This is a genomic window from Microbacterium sp. (assembly GCF_035277845.1).
Lineage (GTDB): Bacteria > Actinomycetota > Actinomycetes > Actinomycetales > Microbacteriaceae > Microbacterium.
In genome coordinates this window covers 1-23,548 of sequence record NZ_DATEJS010000354.1, presented here as the reverse complement: position 1 = coordinate 23,548, position 23,548 = coordinate 1, and the positions used below count along the sequence as shown (strand labels likewise).

19 protein-coding genes are annotated in these 23,548 nt (G+C 68.7%); 14 read left to right on the top strand and 5 right to left on the bottom strand.

Annotation, left to right across the window (positions count from 1 at the left end; translation table 11 throughout):
- Nucleotides 1-1,682: 1,682 nt before the first annotated feature.
- From VJR25_RS15580 to VJR25_RS15570, 3 genes are all read right to left on the bottom strand, one after another.
- The gene (locus tag VJR25_RS15580; protein WP_324116668.1) at nucleotides 1,683-2,402 is read right to left on the bottom strand and encodes a TetR/AcrR family transcriptional regulator; all 720 of its coding nucleotides are present in this window, start codon (nucleotides 2,400-2,402) and stop codon (nucleotides 1,683-1,685) included.
- A 94-nt stretch (nucleotides 2,403-2,496) separates the two neighbouring features.
- Nucleotides 2,497-3,424, bottom strand: a protein-coding gene (locus VJR25_RS15575) for an IS5 family transposase (protein ID WP_324116683.1) whose coding sequence is annotated in 2 segments (ribosomal slippage) — nucleotides 2,497-3,051 and nucleotides 3,053-3,424 — 927 coding nt in all. Because the reading frame shifts where the segments join, the coding sequence is not laid out codon by codon here.
- A 233-nt stretch (nucleotides 3,425-3,657) separates the two neighbouring features.
- On the bottom strand, nucleotides 3,658-5,049 hold the full coding sequence (locus VJR25_RS15570) for an IS1380 family transposase (RefSeq protein WP_324116667.1): 1,392 nt from the start codon (nucleotides 5,047-5,049) through the stop codon (nucleotides 3,658-3,660).
- Between the two features lie 265 nt (nucleotides 5,050-5,314).
- On the opposite strand from VJR25_RS15570, the gene VJR25_RS15565 reads away from it, so the two are divergent.
- From VJR25_RS15565 to VJR25_RS15505, 13 genes are all read left to right on the top strand, one after another.
- Entirely contained in the window at nucleotides 5,315-6,514 is a 1,200-nt protein-coding gene (locus VJR25_RS15565; protein ID WP_324116665.1) for an ABC transporter substrate-binding protein, read from the top strand.
- A 7-nt stretch (nucleotides 6,515-6,521) separates the two neighbouring features.
- A complete protein-coding gene (locus VJR25_RS15560) occupies nucleotides 6,522-7,379 on the top strand; it encodes a branched-chain amino acid ABC transporter permease (protein ID WP_324116663.1) in 858 nt (285 codons plus the stop codon).
- On the top strand, nucleotides 7,366-9,174 hold the full coding sequence (locus VJR25_RS15555) for an ABC transporter permease subunit (protein WP_324116660.1): 1,809 nt from the start codon (nucleotides 7,366-7,368) through the stop codon (nucleotides 9,172-9,174). Before VJR25_RS15560 ends, VJR25_RS15555 begins: the two co-directional genes overlap by 14 nt.
- A 68-nt stretch (nucleotides 9,175-9,242) precedes the next feature.
- Nucleotides 9,243-10,853, top strand: coding sequence for an ATP-binding cassette domain-containing protein (locus VJR25_RS15550; protein ID WP_324116658.1), 1,611 nt, complete (start codon nucleotides 9,243-9,245; stop codon nucleotides 10,851-10,853).
- On the top strand, nucleotides 10,850-12,625 hold the full coding sequence (locus VJR25_RS15545; protein WP_324116656.1) for a thiamine pyrophosphate-binding protein: 1,776 nt from the start codon (nucleotides 10,850-10,852) through the stop codon (nucleotides 12,623-12,625). Before VJR25_RS15550 ends, VJR25_RS15545 begins: the two co-directional genes overlap by 4 nt.
- 1 nt (nucleotide 12,626) lies before the next feature.
- Complete coding sequence (locus VJR25_RS15540; protein ID WP_324116654.1) at nucleotides 12,627-13,154, top strand: VOC family protein; 528 nt, start codon at nucleotides 12,627-12,629, stop codon at nucleotides 13,152-13,154.
- The gene (locus VJR25_RS15535) at nucleotides 13,151-13,933 is read left to right on the top strand and encodes an SDR family NAD(P)-dependent oxidoreductase (RefSeq protein ID WP_324116652.1); all 783 of its coding nucleotides are present in this window, start codon (nucleotides 13,151-13,153) and stop codon (nucleotides 13,931-13,933) included. The genes VJR25_RS15540 and VJR25_RS15535 overlap by 4 nt, the downstream gene beginning before the upstream one ends.
- Complete coding sequence (locus VJR25_RS15530; RefSeq protein WP_324116650.1) at nucleotides 13,933-14,820, top strand: SDR family NAD(P)-dependent oxidoreductase; 888 nt, start codon at nucleotides 13,933-13,935, stop codon at nucleotides 14,818-14,820. Before VJR25_RS15535 ends, VJR25_RS15530 begins: the two co-directional genes overlap by 1 nt.
- Nucleotides 14,817-15,920: an isocitrate/isopropylmalate dehydrogenase family protein gene (locus VJR25_RS15525; RefSeq protein WP_324116649.1), complete on the top strand. Its 1,104-nt coding sequence runs from the start codon at nucleotides 14,817-14,819 to the stop codon at nucleotides 15,918-15,920. Before VJR25_RS15530 ends, VJR25_RS15525 begins: the two co-directional genes overlap by 4 nt.
- Nucleotides 15,913-17,322: an aldehyde dehydrogenase family protein gene (locus VJR25_RS15520; RefSeq protein WP_324116647.1), complete on the top strand. Its 1,410-nt coding sequence runs from the start codon at nucleotides 15,913-15,915 to the stop codon at nucleotides 17,320-17,322. The genes VJR25_RS15525 and VJR25_RS15520 overlap by 8 nt, the downstream gene beginning before the upstream one ends.
- A 52-nt stretch (nucleotides 17,323-17,374) precedes the next feature.
- Complete coding sequence (locus VJR25_RS15515; RefSeq protein WP_324116645.1) at nucleotides 17,375-18,850, top strand: aldehyde dehydrogenase; 1,476 nt, start codon at nucleotides 17,375-17,377, stop codon at nucleotides 18,848-18,850.
- 29 nt (nucleotides 18,851-18,879) lie between these two features.
- Nucleotides 18,880-19,650, top strand: a complete 771-nt coding sequence (locus VJR25_RS15510; protein ID WP_324116642.1) for an isocitrate lyase/phosphoenolpyruvate mutase family protein — start codon at nucleotides 18,880-18,882, stop codon at nucleotides 19,648-19,650.
- A gap of 86 nt (nucleotides 19,651-19,736) precedes the next feature.
- Nucleotides 19,737-19,883 (top strand): serine aminopeptidase domain-containing protein, encoded by a 147-nt coding sequence (locus VJR25_RS15505; protein ID WP_324116681.1) that lies wholly within the window; start codon nucleotides 19,737-19,739, stop codon nucleotides 19,881-19,883.
- A gap of 72 nt (nucleotides 19,884-19,955) precedes the next feature.
- On the opposite strand, the gene VJR25_RS15500 is transcribed toward VJR25_RS15505, so the two are convergent.
- Together VJR25_RS15500 and VJR25_RS15495 are read right to left on the bottom strand one after the other, a co-directional pair.
- Nucleotides 19,956-21,374, bottom strand: a complete 1,419-nt coding sequence (locus tag VJR25_RS15500; protein WP_324116640.1) for an MFS transporter — start codon at nucleotides 21,372-21,374, stop codon at nucleotides 19,956-19,958.
- Nucleotides 21,371-23,056, bottom strand: a complete 1,686-nt coding sequence (locus tag VJR25_RS15495; protein ID WP_324116638.1) for a CocE/NonD family hydrolase — start codon at nucleotides 23,054-23,056, stop codon at nucleotides 21,371-21,373. The genes VJR25_RS15500 and VJR25_RS15495 overlap by 4 nt, the downstream gene beginning before the upstream one ends.
- Before the next feature lie 96 nt (nucleotides 23,057-23,152).
- Here VJR25_RS15495 and VJR25_RS15490 point away from each other — a divergent pair.
- A partial coding sequence (locus tag VJR25_RS15490; RefSeq protein ID WP_324116636.1) for a helix-turn-helix domain-containing protein occupies nucleotides 23,153-23,548 on the top strand: 396 nt, incomplete at its 3' end.

Here is a 23,548-nt window from a genome sequence, read left to right as displayed (position 1 = left end):
TGGTGGGGTGCCGTCAGAGCTTCCGCTTCTTTGTGATTCAGACGTCTCAGACGAAGCCTCGTCCATGGACGCAGATCCAGCCGGCCGTGGCAAAGGCTGGTGGTGTTGTGAGGACGAGAGTTGCCAGTTCGGCATTGGGCCCGAGACCGACTAGAGAGCACGCCGTTCCCGGGCGCGCTCGGGGGAGACGCACGCGACTACAGGGGGCTAGCCGTCACACGAGCTCTGTCACGCTCACCCTCAAGTAGCAGATCTCACCCATTGCGATGTTCAATTGGGGCTGCCGCACGGCCGCCTCAACCGCGCACCTCGACGAATCCGGAATAGTGCTCGATCGATTGCTGGCGGCCCGCGCGCCCGTGCTCCCGGGGCATCGTGACTCGCCTTCAAGTTCCCCTGCTCCCGATTTCAATGGACTGAGGGGAACTGGTCCTGGTCCATCAGATAAGCAACGGCGACGTATTCGAGATCGACCGATGCGAGATCGGTTCCGCCTGGACCTTCACCGTTGCCGTGCAGGCGGTCGGGATCCACGTTCGCTGGCCCTCCTGCCGCGAAAGCCCCATAGCGCGCCGGACACGATTCGCCCCTCGAAGACGACCGCATAGCATCCGATGTCGGCGATGCGGTCGGAATAGGCCGAAGCGAGGACGGCTTCCAGCACCAAGAGGTTTGCTGGCTTGCCTTCTCGATCGAGCCCGCATGCTCGTAGAGCTGGAGTTGCGCCCCGCCTGCGACCTGGTAACCCGTGAGCAGTCCGAGCCGAGAGAGAGTAATGGACGGCTCGGGCGGGGACCCGCGGGACATCGTTCCGAGTCGAGCGGGAACACGGGGTCGACCGGGTGTGGGCGACCTGCATCTCGAAGAACGGATTCGCAGGGTGCAACTCGTACGAACTCACGACATCGCTCGATAACCACAGGGGCGCCCCGCTGTCGGCGATCTCGTTGAACCGGTATATCCGACGCCACCGACTGTCGCCGAGGTGGCGGGGGGCCTCCTCGACGAAGTAGCCGGGCCGACCAGTGGGAGGTCCAGTTGACGAAGGTCCCAGCTGAGCGGGCTGCCCCTGGCGGGGGGGGCGATGGCTCGCGGTGCATCAGGCTTACCTGCATCCGCCAGTCCTCCCCGCGGGCCCGGACGCGCTGCTCGGCGGCCTCGACGGCGTCGCACATCTCCCGGATGCGCGGTCGCCGACGAGATGGATGTGCACGTCCACCGCCTCGGAGTTCGCCAGTTCGAGGCGGTCGACGAGCTCGGCGCTTTCGAGTGCGATCGCGCCGAGGTTCGGAGTGTCGGCGTTTCCCCACGCTGGGCGCCAGCAGGGCGCTGTTCCCACTCTTATCCTGCCGTCCAGGAACAGTCTGAGGGCGTACAGACGGATGTGCAGGCCACCGCACGCGTCTTGGAGACGGCGTACACGAAATGGGGACGGTCAGATCCGAGCGGTCGCGGAATACCAACGCCGCCTCGTAGTCGGGCTTAAACCGGTGCTCATCGCGTCGTCCCGCAACTGCTGCGGGGCTCGCCGCTTATGGCTGCTGAGAACGGGACGGCATCTGAGCACGGTACAACCCGTCTCGTTAAGGGATGAGGTGGTCCTCGGATTGGCGGTCGCCTGATTCCTGAACTGTGTGACGCGTGGGCGGCGCTATCTCCGGATTGTTCAGCTTTCGAACGGCTTAGACCTGATTCGGGGTTCTACCGACCGGCATCTTCAACGCGTTGACCCACAGCGCCGTGAGCGTGTCGGCCAGCTCGTCGATCGCTTCATCCCCCTCGTCCTCGATGACGAACGAAACGAACGCCGTTCGGCTGGCGGCGATCGAGAGAGACCGTGCCATTCGTCGTGGATTGATCGACGGGTCGGCGCGGCCGTCCTGCTGGAGGGATACGATCGTCGCGCACGTGGCTTCGATGTAGGGCTGGGCCTCGGCCTTGCGAATGCGACGGAAGCGGTCGCTCACGCTGAGAACCTCATCCTGGACGCGGAGGAGGCGGATGTTCTTCCAGACTGCTTCAAGGTAAATCCGGTGATGCTCGCGAATTGTCTCGACAGGGTCGACGTCGTTCTCGGCGAGGTAGTCAAGCGTAGGTGGATGCAATCCTTGCTGACTGAGCTCTTCGAAGACGGCGATCCATATGTCTTCCTTGTCCTCGAAGTATTGATAAAACGTGCCCAGCGCGGTGTTGGCTGTCGCGGTTACGTCGATCACCCGAGCGCCAAGATATCCGTGTTCTTCGAACACCTTACGCGCCGCCGCCACCAATGCCGCGCGCGTGGCGATTCCGCGCGCCGTGCGCGGCGTCTTGCTCTCTGTCCGGTCTGTCGGCGCGTCGCCAGACCGGACAGTGGCATCCGCCCTCGCGGCGGGTGCGGCACCTCGACCGGTACGTGCCATCGATCGACCTATCCATTCCGGACCCGTGCCCCACCAGTCGGCGTCTCGATCCGTTTCTGCGGGTCCCGGCGCCACTATATCCTCACCCTGGGATCTAGAGCGTGTCTCCTATATGGCGTAGCCAGTTGAGGATGGCGTTGATGGTCGCGCCGGCTCGGTAGGTGATTGCGAGTTTGTCGTAGCGAGTGGCGAGGCCGCGCCATTGCTTCGCGAACGCGAAGGACCGTTCGACGACGTTCCGTCCCCGGTACGCGTCCTTGTCGAGCCCGGGTGGGCGACCGCCACGGCGACCGCGGCGCTTGCGTGCGGCGATCTGGTCGCGCTTTTCCGGGATGACCGCCTTGATGCCGCGGCGACGCAACTCGGCGCGGGCCACACCGGAAGTGTAGGCGCGGTCGGCGATCACCGCGTCCGGACGGGTGCGGGGTCGGCCGGGACCGTGCCTTGGGACGTGGATCTCGGCGAGCACGCCCATCAGCATCGCGCCGTCGTTGCGCTGCCCGCCGGTCACGATCATCGCGAGCGGGCGCCCCCGCCCGTCGACGGCCTGATGGATCTTCGTCGTCAAACCACCCCGGGACCGGCCGATCCCGTGCCCAGCGGGCTCGATCTCAGCCCAGGGCAGATTCTTGTGATTCGATCCCGCCCCCTGTGTCCTGCTCCGGGCGGGTCGTGTTCGTCGCGTGCTGATGCGCACGCGCGATCGTCGCGTCCACCGACACCGCCCAGTCGATCTTCCCCGCCGCGTCCGCGTCACCAAGCACCTTCGCGAGGACCCGGTCCCAAGTCCCGTCCCCGGCGTACCGGCGGTGCCGCTTCCACACCGTCTGCCACGGCCCGAACTGCTCCCGCGGCAGATCACGCCACGGGATCCCCGTCCGATACCGGTACGCGATCCCCTCGACCACCCGCCGGTCATCACCGAACGGATGCCCGCGACGCCCCGTATTCGAAGGCAGCAACGGCTGAATCCGAGCCCACTCCTCATCCGTGAACACCCGGAACCGCGAATCAGACCTCATCACCCAACAAGACTGCCGCGAACCTCACCACCCATATGAGAGACACGCCCTAGCCATTTGGATGCCAAGTTCATCTAGCCTCGATCTTTCATCGGGCTGCTGATCGGGCTTGTTCGGCGTCGTTGCCGGGGTTGTGGTGATGATTCTGGCATGTGGGTACGACGGCGACCGCGTTGCGCTGCGGTGGCGGTTCTCCGGTCCTCGGGCTCGTGACGGTCGGCGTGGTGGCCGGGTTATCCGCCGGGCGCGGGCAGGGCGCGGAGCGCGCTGATCGCGGCGAGCATGACGGCTGCCCAGGGTGACCGTCTGGAGAGGTGCAGGGTGATGCGTCGGCCGTGCCGGGCAAGGGTCGCCGGGATCGTGAACAGCCGGTAGCGGAGCCTCTTGGGTTCCCATCTGCGTGCCTCGTGTTGCGGGTGGGCGAGGAGCCCGGCCCAGGCTGCCAGGTCGCCGGCGAGGGCGACGAGGGCGCACCAGATCCGGTTCTGGTCGAACCCCTTGAGGGGAAGGTTGCGCAGCCCGGTGTCCTTCGCCTGCCGGATGCGGTCCTCGCAACGAGCCCGGCGGCGGTGCCGCAGTTCGAGCCGCTGGAGCTGTCCGCGGCGGGTGTTGGTGGCGAACGCGGTCAGCCGGTACCCGTCGACGTCGTCGAACCGCAACTGCGCGCCGGGGTGCGGGCGTTCCCGCCGCACGATCACGCGCATGTCCTTCGGCCAGGACTCGAGGTCGAGGATCCCGGTGAACTCGGCCACGTCCGCCCCGTCGCGGGCCTGGCCATCGGCGTCGAGCGCGGGTTCCCAGAAGTCGTCGGGGACCAGCCGGTAGAGGTCCGGCGTCTCGTGCGGGAGCGTGAACCCGACCGAGTAGGACAGCCGCCGCTTCGTGAGCCAGTTCAGGAACTCGTGCGTGCCGCCGGCGGAGTCCGCGCGGATCAGCACGCCCTTCCCGGGGCGGGTGCTCCCGCCGGGGAGTTGGGCGAGCGCCGCTTTCGTGACGGTGATGTGGTCTGTCGCAGTGTTCGAGCCCGCGTTCCCGGGACGGAGCTCGACCGCGAGCATCTCCCCGGTCCCGGCCTGCCCGTGGTCGACGAACGCGCATAACGGGTGGAATCCGAACCCCTTCTTCCACGTCGGCCGGGCGTTCTCCTTCTCCGAGTGCGCGGTCAGCAGCGTCGCGTCCAGATCGATCACGACCGGCGCGTCCGGCGACGCCACCGCATCCGGGGCATGGTTGCCCGCACGCGCCCATGCCGTCGAGCGTGCGTGCTGCCGGGCGGTGCCGATCGCGGCGAGTACCCGGTCCGCGTCCGCCGCCAACGCGGTGATCGTGCGAGACACCGTCGGATCCGACGCCACTTGGCCGTAGACGCCGGGCTCTGCACGCAGCGTCGCGACATCGCTGAGCGCGTCCCCGCCGAGGGCGAGGGTGATCGCGAGATCGAGCACGATCTTGCCCGGGTCGTGGACCGCGAGCGGTTTGCGCCACCGGCCCAGCGCAGCCGACAACGCCCGATCGAGTCCCGCAGCGCGAGCCGTCTCGGTCAGCAGCACACCGCCCGCCTGCCCGATCACGGGCACGTCCGCAGTGTCAACATGAACGCGCGGGTACACGCCGGTAGTCTTCACCCTGAAGGTGCTCCTTGAACTCGGTGAACTGGTTTCTAGACAATCCCAATTCTCCCAGATCAGGAGCACTTTCCACGTCTACACGCCGCCCTGGAACCCCTCAACGATGAAAGCCCGAGGCTAGTTTGCCTCCAATAAGGATACTTGAATTCGACGTCAGGTTCGAGTAAGGTCTCGACCTGCGGCCTCGAACTCGACTTGGGCAGGTCGCAGACTCTCCGCGGGCTCATAGGTCACGCGGCGGAAGCAGAAAGGTAGCTCAACAATGGTGTTGAAATCCAGCAAAACAGCCGTGCTCGCAGCGGCGATCGCGCTAGTCGCGACAGTGACTCTCGCCGGGTGCCAAGGCGGGTCAAGTGCGGGTGCGGGCAGCGATATCGTTGTGGGGTCGGTGAACTCTCTTACAGGCGCAATCGCGTTCCCTGAGAGCTCGGCGGCGGCCAAGGCGTATTTCGACAAGGTCAACGCCAGCGGCGGCGTCAACGGGCACAAGATCGACTACCGCATCGAGGACGACAAGAATGACCCCCAGACCGCAGCCCAAGCGGCGCGCAAGCTGATCGACCAGGAAGGCGTTGTCGCAATGGCCGGCGGCGCATCCATTCTGGAGTGCTCGGCCAACTCGGCACTTTACCAGCAGCGCGGGATCCTTTCCGTCCCGGGCACGGGTGTCGACCCGTTCTGCTTCAACACCCCGAACATTGCGCCGCCGAACGGCGGCCCCATCCAGGGTCTCGCGCTGGGGCTGGAGATGGCATCGACCGACCTGAAAGCTTCCCACGTCTGCGCGATCGGTCTGAACGTACAGGCGAACGTGCCCGGGTGGGAGGCGCGCGTAAAGGACTGGGAGGCCTCGAAGGGCAAGACGATCACGCTCGAAAACTTCGGCCTGTCACCGACGCAGGACTACACGCCCGTGGTCTCGCAGGTAAAGAATGCCGGCTGCGACGCGGTCGTGTTCGTGACCAACGACGTGCAGGCGATCGCCATCGCCCAGGCGGCCAAAGCGCAGAACGCGACCGACATCGCCTTCATCGGGCTCACCAGCATCTACAACGAGAGCGTCGCGCGGGCCGTGCCCGAGGGCGTGCGCATGTACGCCGTCTCCGAGTTCCTGCCCTATCTCGGGTCTGACGCTGCCGACCTGAAGGACTGGCGCGAGACGATGAAGGCTGGCGGCGTCCCCGAGTCCTCGTTCTCGCAGGGCGGCTACCTGGCGGCCAAGATCCTCGTCTCTGCGCTGAAGACCATCAAGGGTGAGGTTACGCGTAAGTCAGTGACCGAGGCGCTACACAAGGTGACGGCGTTCAAGGATCCGCTGATGGGCAACGCCTACTCGTTCGCTCCCGCCAACGCGCACGCGCCCAACCGGTCTGCGTTCCTCGTCGAGGTGACCGGTGGCGCATGGAAGCCCGTGACCGGCGACTGGACGCGCCTCCCAGCCGGTCAAGCGACGACGAACTAGTACCGCGATGATCGGTGGAGCCATCGCTGGGCTGACGGCGGGCGGGGCATATGCCCTGCTCGGCGTCTGCCTGGTCCTCATGTATCGAATGACAGGTGTCGTGAACTTCGCGGCCGCCGCCATCGGCGCGATGGGAATGTACGTCTCCGTGCGGTTGGATGCCGCAGGACTGCCGTACGTCCTCGCCGCGCTCATCGGCGTGATCGCCTCGGCGATCCTCGGCGCGCTGTGCGGCGCCGTGATGACGCGGTGGTTCGCGGAGGCGAGCGTGGAGCGCCGATCGACCGTGGCGATCGCCATGCTGATCGGGCTCATCGCGCTCGGGACCCGCCTCTTCGGGTCTTCCCCGCAGGTGCTCCCGGAGCAGCTGCAGGGCGCGGTCCTGACCGTCGGCGGCACGGTGATCACTCAGGCGGCCGTCGTGGCGATCGCCTCGGCGGTCGGGCTCGCGGTGGCGGTGCACCTGGTGCTCGTCAAGACCACCCTCGGTCTGAGGCTGCGCGCGCTCTCGGAGCGACCGACCACCTCGGAGCTGCACGGCATCCCGGTACCGCGACTGGCGATCGGCGTGTGGGCGGCGACCGGAGCGGCGGCATCGGTCTGCCTCCTGATCGTCGCCCCCACGCGCCCGGCCGGCTTCACCGACCTGTCGCTCCTGGTCATCCTGGGCCTCGCGGCCGCGCTCATCGGCCTGTTCCGGAGCCTGGTCGCCACCGTGATCGGCGGTATCGCGCTCGGAGTCCTGGACGGGATCACGAACGACATCCCCGTCCTCTACGACTATCGCGAGGCGGTCCCCCTCGTGGTCGTCCTGATCACTCTGCTGTGGACGCAACGGAAGGCGGTGTGGGATGCGGCTCGATAGAGGCCTCAAGATCGCGGGCATGAGCGCGGCGGTCGTCATCCTGGCGATCCTGCCCATCATCCTGGACAACTACTGGCTGTTCCTCTGCAGCGCGGCGACCATCACCGCGATCATCGCGCGGGGCGTGGGACTGGTCACCAACCAGGCCGGCATGATCACGCTCGCGCAGATGAGCTTCGTCGGGGCGGGCGCCTGGATCGCGAGCTGGCTCAACGTCGTGCTCCCCGGCGTCCCGTTCCTGCTCGTCATCCTCCTCGCCGGTGTCGCGGTGACGCCCCTCGGCGTCGCGGTCGGTCTGCCGGCACTGCGCCTGCGCGGTGTGAACCTGGGTGTGGTGACCCTGGCGTTCGCGGTCGCGATGACCGGCATCCTCACGGCGAAGGGCTTCCCCGGGCAGGACACCGGACAGATGCTGCTCACTCCGGTCTGGGCGAGCAGCCCCGGCGAGTTCTACCTCTTCACGCTGGTCACGATGCTCGTGGTCTTCGTGCTGCTCGCGATCCTCACGCGGACACGCGTGGGGGCGAGCTGGTCGGCCGTACGGCACAGCGAGCGGGCCACGGCCGCGCTTGGGGTGCACGTGCCGGTCGTGAAGCTGACCGCGTTCGCCGTCTCGGCCTTCCTCGCGGGGATGGCGGGCGCGATGCTCGCCTTCCAGCTCGGCACGGTGAGTGCGAGTGCCTTCGGGGTCGTGCCCTCGCTCGTCATCTTCGCGCTGGCGGTGTTCGTCGGGACCCAGTATCCGGCCGGAGCCCTGCTTGCCGGGGTGCTGACGGTGTTCTTCCCCGAGCTGCTGTCCCGACTCGGGATTCCCCAGGACATCGGCAACATCCTGTTCGCGCTGGGCGCGATCCAGGCGCTCGCCGCGGGTCGCTCGGTCTCGGAGGACGTCCGGCACAGGGTGCGCATGTTCATGAGGGCGAGGGGCTGGAGCACGGCGCCTAAGGTGCCGGCGCCGATCGAGCCGTCGAACGACGACCTCGTCGCCCCCGCAGAACCGGGCGAAGTGCTGCTCGCCATCAAGGACCTCACGGTCCGCTACGGCAGTGTCACGGCGCTCGACCACGTGACCTTCGACGTCCGCGGGGGGACCGTGCACGGACTGATCGGCCCCAACGGCGCGGGCAAGTCGACGCTCGTCGATGCCGTGAGCGGCTTCCTCCCGCGCTACGAGGGCGACATCCGCCTGGGGTCGCGGTCGCTCAACGGCCGTGCGCCGCACCTGCGGGTGCGCGACGGCATCCGTCGCTCCTTCCAGCAGGGCCGCGCGATCCCCGAGCTCACGGTCGGTCAGTACATCGCCCTGGCGGCCCGACGACGAGTGAGCCGCACGGAGATCGACGAGCTGACGGCGTGGCTGGGGTGCCCGGGCGCCGACAACCTGATCGAGGAGATCGACGTGGGCTCACGGCGACTCGTGGAGGTCGCGGGGGCGCTGGCTGCGAAGCCGTTGGTCGTCGTCTTGGATGAGCCCGCCGCGGGGCTGGGCGAGGATGAGTCCGCCGCTCTCGGGCGGCGTCTGAGGGAGATCCCCGGACGCTTCGGGATCGCGGTCCTCCTGATCGAGCACGACATGGATCTCGTTCTGACGGCGTGCTCCACCGTGACGGTGCTCGACTTCGGCAAGGTGATCGGCGAAGGCGCACCCGCGGAGGTTCTGGCGAGTGCCCAGGTGGTCTCCGCCTACCTCGGCGACGACACGATCGGCGGCGACACCGTCGGTGGAGAAGCCGCGAGCGAAAGTGACGGCGTCGCCCAGGCGTCGCTTCCGGCCGGGAGAGGGGCACGCCGATGAGCGGCGGATTGACGATTCGCGGTGCGAGCGTTCAGCGCGCCGGTTCGACGGTCGTCCGATCGATCGACATGGATGTGCCTGCGGGTGAGATCACCGTGCTGCTCGGCGCGAACGGCGCGGGAAAGACCACGCTGCTGGAGGCCATCTCGGGGGTGATCCCGTTCCAGGAGGGCACGGTCAGCCTGGGCGGCGAGCGGATCGACAAGCTCAGCCGCCGCCGCCGATCCCGGATGGGACTGGCGCACGTCGAGCAGGGGCGGACCGTCTTCGGCGACCTGACGGTCGAGGAGAACGTCACCGCCGTCGCGCGGAAATCCACGGCATGGCGCGACACGCTCGCACTGTTTCCCGAACTGGAGCAGCGGCGTCACGTGCGCGCCGGGATGTTGTCCGGCGGCGAGCAGCAGATGCTCACCGTGGCGCGTGCGCTGGCGACCGAGCCGACGCTCGTGATGGTCGATGAGATGTCGCTCGGGCTCGCGCCGCTCATCGTGCGGCGACTCATGCCGGTGATGCGGCAGCTCGCCGACGAGGGCGTGACCGTCCTGATGGTGGAGCAGTTCGCGGGCCTCGCGCTCGAAGTGGGCGATCGCGCCTACGTGATGCGCACCGGCGAGCTGGCGTTCGACGGCACGTGCGCCGAACTGCTCGCCCGACGGGACATGCTGCACAGCGCGTACCTCGGTTCAGACAAAGAAGGCGGAAGGAACGACATGGCCACCGACGGATCGGCGCGGCTCCCGTACCGGGATCTCTCCTCACTGCCGCACGGGATCGAGGGGTGCGCGTGGGGAACGTGGGGCCCCGACGACGAGGTCGGCGCCTTCAACGATGTGGGCCCGACCGAGGTGCTCGGCGCCGTCGCGACGGTGACCGAAGGAGCGGTCTTCGCCGTCGGGTGGGATCTGCAGCAGCCCTCGCCTGCGCTCTTCGGGCGGGAGCAGCTGGTGCACAACGTCCGCGACGACGGCTTCGGCATGGACGACAGCTACGACCGGTTCTTCCCCCAGGCCTCGAGCCAGTGGGATTCGCTCGCTCACTTCTCCCACCCCGTGCACCACTATTACGGCGGCCGCACGTCCGACCAGTTGAAGGGCGCCGGCGCCAAGAACGGGATCGACAACCTGGCCCGCCGCGGCATCGTCGGGCGATTCGTTCTCGCCGACATCGATCGGTGGAGGACGCAGCAGGGAAGACCCATCGACCACGCCGGCGGCGAGGTGATCGGGCTCGGCGACCTCATCGCGTGCCTCGACGCGCAGGGGGTGACCCTGACGAAGGGCGACATCCTTCTCGTGCGGTTCGGATGGATCGCGTGGTACGAGGCGCAGCCGATCGAGGTCAAGACGAGGCTCGCCGCTCCCGACGCGGCGTGGAGCCTCAAGGCGGCAGGACTCGAGCCCGCGCCGGCGGTGGCCGAGTGGCTCTGGGATGCCGGTGTCGTCGCCGTCGCGGCGGACAGCCCGTCGTTCGAGGCCTTCCCGTTCGATCCCCTCGGCGAGAGCCTGCACGCCCAGCTCCTCGCGCTGCTCGGGATACCGATCGGCGAGATGTGGGCGCTGGATGCTCTCGCCGCCCATTGTTCCCAGGACGGACGATACGCGGGGCTCCTCGCGTCCGCTCCTCTCAACCTTGCCGGTGGAATCGGCTCTACGGCGAATGCGGTGGCAATCAAATGACGATCTCTTCGACACTGACCGGCTCCGAGGCATCGTCCTCACACCCCCGGACGACGGCCGGCCACGCGCTGGCGCACGCCTTGCACGCCGAAGGCGTGCGGATGGTCTTCGGGATGCCGGGGGGCCACGTGCTGGACATCTACGACGGCCTCTACGACATCCCCGAGATCCAGACGGTCCTCGTGCGTCACGAGCACGCCGCCGCCGCGATGGCGGCGGGCTGGGCGCAGCTGACGGGCGAGATCGCGGTCGTGGTCGCCACGGCCGGCCCCGGGGCGACCAACCTCGTCACCGCGGTGGCCGAGGCGTACATCGGGTCCACGCCGATGGTGGTGCTGGCGGGTCGTGCCACCACCACGACGAGCCCGCGCGGTGCGAGCCAGGAAGCCTCGACCGAAGAGGTCTTCCGGCCGATCACCAAGTGGTCGGTCCGGGTGGATCGCCCTGAGCTCGTGACCCACGCCGTGCGCCGCGCCTTCGCGATCGCCCGGTCGGGCAAGCCGGGGCCGGTGTATCTCGATCTTCCCCGCGACGTGCTCGCCGAAGAGATCGACGTGGTCGACTACGAGGTGTCGGGCCGCGCACCGCGCGTCGTGCCCGACCAGGCGCTGGTCGAGGCTGCCGCGGCACATCTGCGTGCCGCGCGCCGCCCGATCGTCGTGTGCGGCGGCGGCGTCCTCGCCTCCGCCGCGTGGGAGGAAGCCGTGGCCCTCGCCGAGGCGATCGACGCACCCGTGCTCACATCGCTCTCGGGTCGGGGATCGATCGCCGACGACCACCCCCTCTCGGTCGGCGGGCTCGGCGCACACCGCAACCCCGTCTCCAAGCGGATGCTGGCCGAAGCCGACGTGGTGCTCGGGCTCGGCACCCGGTTCGAAGAGATGGAGACCAACTGGCGCGAAGGGTTCGTGCCCGCTCCCGACGCGACCTACATCCAGGTCGACATCGACCCCGCCGAGATCGGCAACAGCATCCCCGCCACGATCGGGATCGTCGGCGACCTCAAGGTCGCGGCATCCCGGATCCTCGACGCGATCACGGCGGCAGGGCCCGCGCCCGACGCGGGGGCGACGGAGCGAGCCGAACGCGCCGAACGGGCGCGCGCGGAGCTCGTGGAGTACACGCAGCAGATCGCGGAGGTCTCGGCCCGCCCGGCCACGCCGCTGCATCCGCTGACCGTGATCACGCAGGTGCGCTCGGCCTTCCCGCGCGAGACGAGCCTCGCGATCGACGTCGGCGTGCTCTCGCAGCACATGGCCGGCAGCAGCGCGTGCTTCCCCGTGTTCGAGCCGCGATCGGTCATCAGCCCGTCGAGCTTCTACGGCATGGGGTACACGACGGCCGCGGTGCCCGCGGCGAAGCTCGCCCGGCCCGACGCGCCGGCGATCTGCTTCACCGGCGACGGCTCGTTCCAGATGTCGAGTCACATCATCGCCACCGCCGCGGAGTATCGGCTCGGCGTCACCTGGATCGTACTGAACGACAATGCGCTCGGATCGATCAAAGACGTGCAGCTCTACCGCTTCAACGGTCGGGTCTCGGACACCGACTTCGCGCAGCAGCCCGATTTCGCGGCGCTCGCCCAAGCCTCCGGATGCGCCGGATTCCACGTCGAGACGGTCGCCGATCTCGAGTCCGCGCTGGTCCAGGCGCAGGAGGCGAACGGGCGCGGCATCCCCGCGGTGATCGATTGCATCGTGTCACCGGAGCGGATGCGCCAGAGCCGCGAGCACTATCCGTACTACCCGCCCGCCGCCGAAGGCGAGCTCTGACATGGCGGGGATCGTGCAGCAGGCCTTCACGGTGCAGGACCTGGATGCCAGCATCCGCGACTACGTCACTCTGCACGGGATCGGTCCGTGGTTCGTCCGCGGTCCGTTCGTGCCGACCTCGGCGACCTATCGCGGCCGCCCGACCGCGCCGCGGCTGACGCTCGCGCGCGCCTTCTCGGGAGACCTCATGATCGAGCTGGTCCAGCAGCACGACGACACGCCCTCCGTCTTCCGCGAGCAGATCGAACGGGACGGCTACGGCTTCCACCACTGGGGCTTCGTCACCGACGATTTCGACGGAGACCTCCGTCACTATGAGGACGAGGGGATGCTGGTCGCTTTCGCGGACCAGTCCTCCACGGGTGCACGGATCGCGTACGTCGACACCTCGTCCCGGCTGCCGGGCATGACGGAGCTGATCGAGTCCACCGACGTGCAGGAGCGGCTGTACGCGGCCATGAAGGACGCGGCCGTCGGCTGGACGGGCGACGATCCGGTGCGGGCGGACGGGAGCCTCGGGATCTCATGACCGGCGACCTGAATGGGAAGATCGTCATCGTCACGGGTGCGCACGGCGGGCAGGGCGACGCAGAGGCCCGCCTGATCGCCGCCCGCGGCGCGACGGTGTACGCGGCCGACATCGCGGAGCCGGAGGCTGCCGAGTCTGCCGAGGTGGACGCTGCCCCGGGATCGGTGCAGCGCGTGCGGCTCGATGTCACCTCGACGGTGTCGTGGTCGACGCTGGTCGAACGGGTCGTCGCCCGGCACGGCCGCATCGACGCGCTCGTGAACAACGCGGGGATCCCCTTCCGCGCGCGGCTCGGCGAGGTCGAGCTGGCCGACTGGGACCGCGTGCAGACGGTCAACGTGACCGGCGCGCTGATCGGCATCCAGACCGCGATGCCGCACCTGCCGCCCGGCAGCTCGATCGTCAACGTGGGCTCCGTCAGCGCGCTGACGGGGTTCCACAACGTCGCGTACACGGTGAGCAAGTGGGCACTCCGGGGTCTGTCGAAGGTGGCGAGCACCGAACTGGGTCCTCGCGGCATCCGCGTCAACGCCGTCCATCCGGGTTTCATCGAGACCCCGATGACGGCGACCTCGCCCCCGGAGTTCCGCGAGGCGAACCGGGTGCAGGTTCCGCTCGGACGCGTCGGGGTGCCCGCGGACGTGGCATCCGTCGTCGCGTTCCTCGTCTCGGACGAATCGTCGTACCTCAGCGGTGTCGACATCCCCGTCGACGGCGGCCAGACCGCCCACGGCGGAGCCCTGGCGCTCGCCCGGGCGATTTTCGGTGAGGAGTCGTGATGGATCAGTTCGAGTCGAAGGTCGCCGTGGTGACCGGCGCAGCCAGCGGGATAGGGCTCGGGTTGGTCGAGCGGTTCGTCCAGGCGGGGATGAGCGTCATGCTGTCCGACGTCGATGAGGCCGGCCTCGACCGCGAGGTGGGCCGGCTGCGGCAGGAAGGCGCCGATGTGAGCGGCTTCGTCGCCGACGTGTCGGATCATTCCCAGGTGGAGGCTCTCGGCGAGAGCGTCCTGCGCCGCTGGGGCGCACTGCACCTGGCGTGCAACAACGCCGGCGTCGACGCCGGCGCGCCGTTCACCGACATCCCCCTTTCGGTGTGGGACTGGGTCATGGGTGTCAACTTCTACGGCGTGCTGCACGGGTGCCAGGTGTTCCTCCCGCTCATCCGCGAATCGGGTGGCGGCCACATCGTGAACACGGCCTCCCTTGCCGCGCTCTCCGGGAACACGCCGACCGGCAGCCCCTACGTCACCTCCAAGTTCGCGGTCCTCGGGCTGTCCGAGAACCTCGCGCACGAGCTGCTCCAGGCGGAGGAGAACGTCGGGCTCTCGGTGCTGTGCCCGGCTTTCGTGCGCACCCGGATGCCGGAGTCCGAGCGCAATCGTCCGCCCGGGGTCGCCGACACGAGCGCCGACCCCGTCCGTCGGGCCGTCGTCGCGCACAACGCGCGCAGCGCGGAGGCGGGTCTGAGCGTCGCCGAGGTCGCCGAGACGACCCTCGATGCGATCCGCGAGGGGCGGTTCTTCGTCCTGCCGCATCGGGATGAGGCGATCGCGGCCACCGAGGCGCGGCTGCGATGGATGCGCGACAGCGTCGAGCCGTCGGTGCGCCCCGGCAGACCGACCATCCCGAAGGCGCCCGTCACGACGCAGAAGGCTGCGCGATGAACGTCGTGCGAGACGCTCGCGTCTACCGGGTCGCAGCGATCGAGGGCGACGGGATCGGCAAGGAGACCACCCCCGTCGGTGTGGCCGTCATCGACGCCGTCGCGAAGAAGCACGATTTCACCGTCGACTGGCACCACTTCGACTGGGGCTCGGACCGGTATCACACCACGGGCGCCATGATGCCGGATGACGGCGTCGAGCAGCTGAAGGCCTTCGACGCCATCTTCTTCGGGGCGGTCGGAGACCCCGCCATCCCCGACACGGTCACCCTGTGGGGGCTGCTGATCCCGCTCCGACGGGGGCTGAACCTGAGCGTGAACGTCCGGCCGGCGAGGACGTTCGACGGTGTGCCCGGGCCGCTGCGCAGTGATCTGCCCGTCGACCTCGTGATCGTGCGGGAGAACGTCGAGGGGGAGTACTCCTCCGTCGGCGGGCGAGCCTTCGAAGGCACGCCGCGCGAGATGGCGGTGCAGGAGGCGATCTTCACGCGAGAGGGGGTGAGCAGGGCCGCCGAATACGCGTGCCGGCTGGCGTCGCGACGCTCGGGGCGCCTGACCTCGGCGACGAAGTCCAACGGGATCGTGCACACGATGCCGTTCTGGGACGAGGTCGTCGCCGACGTGGCCGCGGCGCACCAGGGGGTGCAGCTGACCTCCGTCCTGGTGGATGCGCTGGCGGCGGCTCTCGTGGGCAGGCCCCACGATTTCGACGTGATCGTCGCATCCAATCTGCTCGGCGACATCCTCTCCGACCTGACCGCCGCTCTCGTGGGATCGATCGGCCTGGCCGCGAGCGCCAACATCGATCCGGACTCGGGAGGCGTCGGACTCTTCGAGCCGGTGCACGGATCCGCGCCCGACATCGCAGGCCGCGGCCTGGCCAACCCGATCGCGCAGGTGCTGGCGGGCTCGATGCTGCTCGATCACCTCGGCGAGCACGACGCCGCAGCCGACGTGGAGGCCGCCGTCCGTCACGTCCTCGCGGCGGGACCGCGGACGCGCGACATCGGCGGCCAGGGCTCCACTTCGGACGTGGCCGAAGCACTCCTCGAGCACATCGGCCGGAGCGCCGCGCACGCGGGGGAGGCCGCTCATGACTGATGCGGGCCTCTACATCGGCGGAGCATGGCGAGACACGTCGGAGCGCTTCGACGTCCGCGATCCCGCGACGGGACTGCGGGTGGGAACGGCGGCCGTCGCGAGCGAGACCGACGTCCGCGACGCCGTCGCCGCGGCTGCGTCCGCACCCCGCCTCACGGCGGCCGAGCGCGCGCGGATCCTGCGCCAGGTCGCGCGTGACGTGGAGGCGAACGTCGACGAGTTCGCGGCCCTCATCCGCGCCGAGTGCGGCAAACCGATCTCGGCCGCGCGCGGCGAAGCGGCGCGCGCAGTGGACACCCTGCTGCTCGCCGCCGAGGGTGCGCGTCATCTCGCGGGGGTGCAGGTGCCGCTGGATGCGGTGGCCGTCGGCGAAGGTCTCACGGGCTTCACGATCCGCGACCCGCGCGGCATCGTCGGGGCTATCACTCCGTTCAACTTCCCCCTCAACCTCGTGTGTCACAAGATCGCTCCCGCGCTCGCCGCGGGCTGCCCGGTCGTGCTGAAGCCGTCGGAGCGCACACCCCTCACCGCGGCCCGGCTCGTGCGGTCGTTCGAGGCCGCGGGTCTGCCCGCGGGTCTGCTGAACCTCGTCACGGGTGACCCCACCCTGATCGTCGGGATGCTGGCATCCGACGACCGCGTGGAGGTGCTGTCGTTCACCGGATCGGCGGCCGTCGGATGGGAGCTGAAGGCTCGCTCCCCCCGGAAGCATCACGTGCTGGAGCTGGGCTCCAACACCGCCATGGTCGTGATGGGGTCGGCCGACATCGGAAAGGCCGTGGCGGCGGCCGTCACGGCGGGGTTCTCGAACTCCGGCCAGGCGTGCGTGCCGCTGCAGCGGGTCTACGTCGACGGCGCGGTCTTCGAGGAGTTCACCGATCGCCTGGCCGCGGCTGCCGCGGCCGTGCCCACCGGCGACCCGGACGACCCGGCGACCGTGGTGGGTCCGCTCATCACGCGGGCCGCGGCATCCCGCATCCATTCCTGGATCACCGCGGCTGTGACGCGCGGCGGCGCCGTGCGCGCGGGCGGAGGCATCGAGGGCAACCTGCTGCAGCCCACCGTCGTCGCCGATCCGCCCGCCGACAGCGAACTGGTGTGCGAGGAGGCGTTCGGTCCGGTGATCTCGGTCACGCCGGTCGACGGGCTGGACGACGCCCTGGCACACGTCAACGCGTCGAGGTTCGGGCTCAACACCTCCATCTTCACGTCGGACATCGGCGAGGCGCTCACCTATGCGCGGCAGGCGCAGGCCGGCACCGTGCTGGTCAACGTCGCCCCCAGCTTCCGAGCCGACAACATGCCCTACGGCGGAGTGAAGGACTCCGGCCAGGGCCGCGAGGGCGTGCCCTCTGCGATCGAAGACCTCACCGTTCCGCGTCTGGTCGTCCTCGCGTCGTAGCCGACGCGTTTCCCCCACGAGCATCACCCACCCACCCCGAAGGAGTCGGATCATGTCCACCTCAGAAGTGCCGCGCCAGACCCACCTCATCGCAGGACAATGGCGTCCGTCGGCGAACGCGGCCACGTTCGAGCGCACCAATCCCTACACCGGCGACGTCGTGACGGTCGCCTCGGCGGCGGAGCGCGCGGATGTCGCCGCCGCGATCGACGCCGCGGCCGTGGCGTTCCCGGAGTGGTCCGCGGCGTCGAGCCGCTACCGTTCCGAGCTGCTGGAGGCCGCGGCGGATCTGCTGGCCGAGCGGGCGGTCGAGATCGCGGGGATCATGACCGAGGAGTGCGGGGCCACCTTCGGGTGGGGGATGTTCAACTGCCAGCTGGCCGCGGGGATGCTGCGCGCCGCGGCGGGTCTCACGGATGCCGCCGAGAAGGCCGAGGAGACGATCCCTTCGGGGGTTCCCGGTCTCGACGCGAAGGCCGTCCGCCGCCCTGCCGGCGTCGTCTCGGCGATGGCGCCGTGGAACGCCCCCGTGATCCTCGCGACGCGCGCCGTCGCGGCACCGCTCGCCTTCGGCAACACCGTCGTCCTCAAGGCATCCGAGAAGTGCCCGCGCGTGCACGCGGCGGTCGCGGCAGTCCTCCATGACGCCGGACTGCCCGCCGGCGTGATCAATTTCGTCGTGCACAGTGCGGAGGGTGCTCCCGATGTGGTCGACGAGCTGATCGCGCACCCGGCGGTGCGCCGTGTGAACTTCACGGGCTCCACCAGGGTCGGGCGCATCATCGCCGCGAAGTGCGCGGAGCACCTGAAGCCGTCCGTGCTCGAACTCGGCGGCAAGGCTCCGATGATCGTGCTCGATGACGCCGACCTCGATCTGACGGCCTCTGCGGCGACGTTCGGTGCGTTCATGAACTCCGGCCAGATCTGCATGTCGACCGAGCGCATCATCGTCGAGCCCGGGATCGCAGACGCGTTCCAGGCCAGGCTCGTGGATCGCGCGCGCGCACTCGTGACGGGCGACCCGAGCGACCAGGGCACGATGATCGGTCCCGTCGTGGACGACGCGAGCCGCCGACACGTGCTCGACCTCATCGAGGACGCCCGCTCCCAGGGTGCCGAAGTGCTCGCGGGCGGTGAGGACCTGGGGCACAACGTGCTCAGCCCGGCCGTCGTGGCGCACGTGACCCCTGAGATGCGCCTGTACAGCGAGGAGTCGTTCGGTCCGATCGTCGCACTCATCGACGCGCGCGACACCGACGATGCCGTGCGCATCGCCAACGACTCCGACTACGGACTGTCCGCGGCGATCTTCACGACCGACCACGACCGCGGACTCGCGCTCGCCGGCCGCGTGGAATCGGGGATCTGCCACATCAACGGCGCGACCGTCCACGACGAGCCGCAGATGCCCTTCGGCGGTGTCAAGGACTCGGGCTGGGGGCGCTTCGGCGGCACCGCGGCGCTCCACGAGTTCACCGACCTACGATGGGTCACCGTCCAGTCGGGTGAGCGCCACTACCCGATCTGAGCCCCCGCATCCGACACGAGGAGAACAACATGACGACGAACGACAAGGCCCTCGCCCTCAAAGCTCTGCACGAAGCGCCCGAGATCCTGCAGGTGGTGAACGTATGGGATGCGGTCTCCGCACAGGTGGTCGCCGGGCTGGAAGGGACGAAGGCGTTGGCGACGGCCGGGCACTCGATCGCCGCCAGCCTGGGATATGCCGATGGAGGCATGCCTCTGGATGTGGCGCTCTCGGCGGCGAAGATCGTGGTGGATGCGGTCGACCTGCCCGTCTCCGCCGACCTGGACGACGGCTATGCCGACCCCGCGGAAACCGTCCGCCGTGCGATCGGCCTAGGCGTCGTGGGTGCGAACGTCGAAGACCGCCTGCGCCCGTTCGATGACGCCGTCGCGCGCGTGTCCGCGATCGTGCGTGCCGCCGAGCAGGAGGGCATCGCCTTCCAGCTGAACGCGCGTACCGACGCCATCGCGCGCGCCGGCGACCGGCCGATCGACGTCAGCATCGACGATGCCATCGCGCGGGGGCGGGCGTTCCTCGACGAGGGCGCCTCCCTCGTGTTCGTGCCGGGTGCCATCCACCGCGAGGTCGTGGAGCGGCTCGTCGCGGGGCTGGGGCGCGGCACACTGTCGATCATCGGCATCCCGGGTGCGCCGCCGGCGGCCGAGTACCAGGAGCTCGGCGTCGCGCGCATCTCTTACGGTCCGCTGCCGCAGCGGGTCGCGCTTCGCGCGCTCCGCGACCTGGCCGGAGACCTCTACGGTGGCGGGGTCATCCCGACCGACACCCCCGCATTGAACTGATCGCGGAATCGTCGTGGGGCCCTCCCGATCCCACGACGGCGCCGCTGAGATGACCTAGATCTGGCACATCCCGACGCTCGGGGGGGATCGTCGAGAAGATTGAGAGCCCGTTGATGATCTTCCACAGCGAGACCGACCCGATCTTCCGTCTCAAGGGCGCCCGGAGCGCATTCGACGAGGCTCGGTCCGCCGACAAGGAACTGAAGATCTACGAGGGTACCTGGCACTGCTAGGGGGGAGCGGAGCGTGCGGCCTTCCGATATGTGTCGGACTGGCTCGTGGAGCGCCTCCGCAGGTCTTAGCGGCTAGAGACCCTCCAGAAGCGTCCGCCGCTCGCCGTCGGTGAGGGGTCCGGGGCCTTCGAGGGCGGCGCGGATACGGTCGTGCCGCCCTCGGGTGAGCCTGATCCGGGAGGCGAAGAGGATCCCCGGGATCAAGCACAGTCCCGGGCCGATCGAGAGGAGGAGGCGAATCGCCAGGAGTGAGTTCTCGCTCGGAGCTCCCTCACCGGTGTACCCGCTCGCCGACAGGATGATCCCCGCCGCCCAGACGACGACCGCAGCGAAGCCCGTCTGAGCCAGCGCGGCCATCCCGTACATGGCGCCCTCTTGCCTGCGGCCGGATCGGAGCTGCTCGACATCGGTCACGTCGGCGAGCAGCGACCAGCCGGTCACCGCGACAGCCATGCTTCCTGCCGAACTGCCCAGCAGGGCTACCCAGAACACGACGTCATCGCCCTGGGACGGGATCAGGAAGAGCACCTGTACGATCGCCCAGCTGATCGTGAAGACGAGGTAGGTGGCGACTTTGCCGATGCGACGACTGAGGATGCCGACGAGTGGGAGCCACGCGAGCCCCGCCGCGAACCAGGCGAGCAGCACTACTGAGGCGTCCGATTCCGTGTAATCCATGATGTGCACCGCGTAGAAGACGGCGATCGTGCCGATGAGGCTCAGCGGCGCCCATCCGAAGACATACGCGCCCATCAGCAAGCGGAACGTTCTCGATCGCAGCAGAAGCGCAGCATCCCGCAGCCTCGTACTCACCGGAACCGACACCGCCATCGTGGGTGCGCGACTCGTGATCCAGGTGACGAGGATGCCGGCTCCGGCGAATGCGGCCAGGATCGCGCCGGCGATCGACCAGGCCGCGTCAGCGCTCCCCGTCATGCTGGTGAGCGGCTCGAGCAGCGCGAGTGGAAGCGTCGCTCCGAGCAAGGCGCCGAGCTGAGAGAAGACGGTGCGCACCGTGCTCAGGCTCGTGCGCTCGTCGTAGTCGGCGGTCAACTCCGCGCCCATCGCGCTGTACGGGACGTAGAAGGCGCTCAGTGAGGTGAACCACACCACGACGACCGCGGCATAGTAGAGCGCTCCCGCAGTGTCCGTCGCTCCGATGTCGGTGAAGAGAAGCCAGGAGGCGATCATGTAGGGCGCCAACGAGAAGATGAGGAACGGTCGACGGCGCCCCATCCTGCTGGTCGTGCGGTCGGAGATCATTCCGACGAACGGCTGGAGAACGGTGTTCCACAGCGTGCCCACGAGCACGACCGTGCCGGCGAAGGCCGCTGACATGTGCACCGTGTCGGTCATGAAGTAGACGAAGAGACTGGTGAACGCCGTCCACACGACGGCGTTGGCCCACTCCCCACCGCCGTACCCCCAGCGGATGCTGCGGCTGAGCCTGATGCGGTGAGGGTCGGAACTCGGGTGCGGGATGGAACTCATGCGAGCCTCCTCGTCGGGAGCGCGAGGCTGCAGTGCGCCAGGTGCAGCAGCTGAAAGGAGGTGCGTGCCTGGGCGGTGGTGGCAGGCACCGGTGTGTCGTTGAGATTCAGGTCCCACCGGTCGAAGTTGCTCGACGAGATCTCGAGACCTATGCGGTGTCCGTGCGCGAAGCGGTAGCCGGTCGGCGGAAGCCGGATGACGAATGACGTCTCGGCGTCGGATCGTTCCTCCGGTCGAAGCCGTCGGATCCACTCGGTCACCAGTTGGGTGTGACCGTCGGGGAAGATGTCGACCAGGGCCGCGGTGAAGTCCGTGCTGGGTGCCGTGTACGAGACCGTCAGGTGAACCTCGGTCGCGCCGAGCACATCGATGTCGGCCGGCAGGACGGCGCCGTCGAAGCGAAGCACGTCGTCGCGGTCCTTGATCCTGCGGCGATCGCCCAGGTATCGGCTCGCCGCCCACAGATCCCTGGCCGCCCACCACCGGACCGGATCATCGGGGTCGTACGTGTATCCCAGGGTTCCTTCGCCGGCGGATGCGGCGAGGGTGCCGTCTTCCCGCAGCCACAGCACGGTCCGGTCCTCGCCGGTGGGCACGGCGGTGTCGTCGATCCAGGTGTCTGCTCCGACGATGAACGCGCTCGTTCGCGGTCGCTGGGCGCCGTTCTCCGGCCAGCCCCTCAGCACGTCCTCGGTGAACTCGAGCACTCTGTCCCAGCTTCGGGATGCCTCGGCGACGGGGATGCGTCCCACGCGGCCGTCGAAGTCGACGCTCGTCTCGTGATCCGTCGGTCCGAGGAGCAGTCTCTGGGCGCCGCCGGGACGGCGCCTCTCGAGCTCGTTCCAGGTGTGGATCGTTCCCGGCAGAAGGTTGTCGAACCACCCGCTCCAGACGAGCACCGGCACGGCGACGCCGTCGATCAGGTCGCTGAAGTCGTACTCGTCCCAGAACTCGCTCCGTTCTGGCCGGAGGGCAGCGGCCTCGAAGAGGGGAGCGGTGATTCCGCCCCTTCTCGCCATCTCCGTGACCGGGCGGGTAGTCGTGTCGAGCCGGTAGTAGTTGATGTAGTCGCGACCGGATTGGTCGCACAACCACATCCCGGTCGTCCCGAGGCAGAACGCGCCCCCTTCGTAGAGCATCGTGTGCTGGTCGAGGCCCATGTCGCCGGGAGCGATCGAGACCAGCGCGGGCGGTCGCGCCGCCGCCGCCGCCCATTGCGTGAGCGCGTAATACGACTCGCCCGTCATCGACACCCGTCCGTCGCACCACGGTTGTGCCGCGATCCACGCGATCGTGTCGAACCCATCGTCCTTCTCGTGGGCTCCCGGCTGCCACACCCCCTCGGACCCGAATCTCCCGCGTACGTCTTGAATGACGCACGCGAATCCGTGCTGCGCCCAGTACCGCCCGACCGCGGGCATGTACGTGTAGGACTCGCGGATGCCGTAGGGCATCCGGATCAGCATCACGGGCGATGCCGGCGCGCCGATCGGAAGGTAGACGTCGGTGTTCAACCTCACCCCATCGCGCATCGTCACCGTGAGATGGGAGAGCCTGCGTACCCTCCGGAACAGGATCGGATGCGCCGACTTCAGGGTCTTGAAGGGCAGCACGAAGATCCGGCTCGCCGCCAGGACGAGCTTTGTCGCAGCCCAACGGATGTCGGCCAGGAGGTGTTTCATCGAACCCCGCTTCATGGTGCGTCGCGTGTATGCGTCACGATAGGAGGGTCGCGGGACCCTGAGCAGGGGAATAATTCCGCCACCGAGAGGGGCCCTATGTCAGAGCCGGATCAGCCCACTCGACGTCCGGGACGTCCGCGCGAGATCTACCGCAGAGCGCCCGGTGTGGGCGCGCCGATCGGAACCCGGTCCGACGAGGTGCAGGCGACGACCCGGGCCATCCTCGAGGCGGGGCAGCGGCTGGTCGTCGAGCGCGGAGCACGTGCCGTCACGATCGCGGCCGTCGCCGCCGAAGCGCACGTCGACGTCTCGACCGTGACCTACCACTTCGGTTCGCGAGCCGGGCTGTTCGAAGCCATCCGCGATCACCAGTATCGTGACGATCTCGCGGAGGTGGTCGCCGAAGCACTCCGGCGCGACGACCCGCCCGCGCGTCTTGACGCCTACTTCGCCGGCGTGCGTCGCATGCTCGACGACTCGATGGCTACGCGC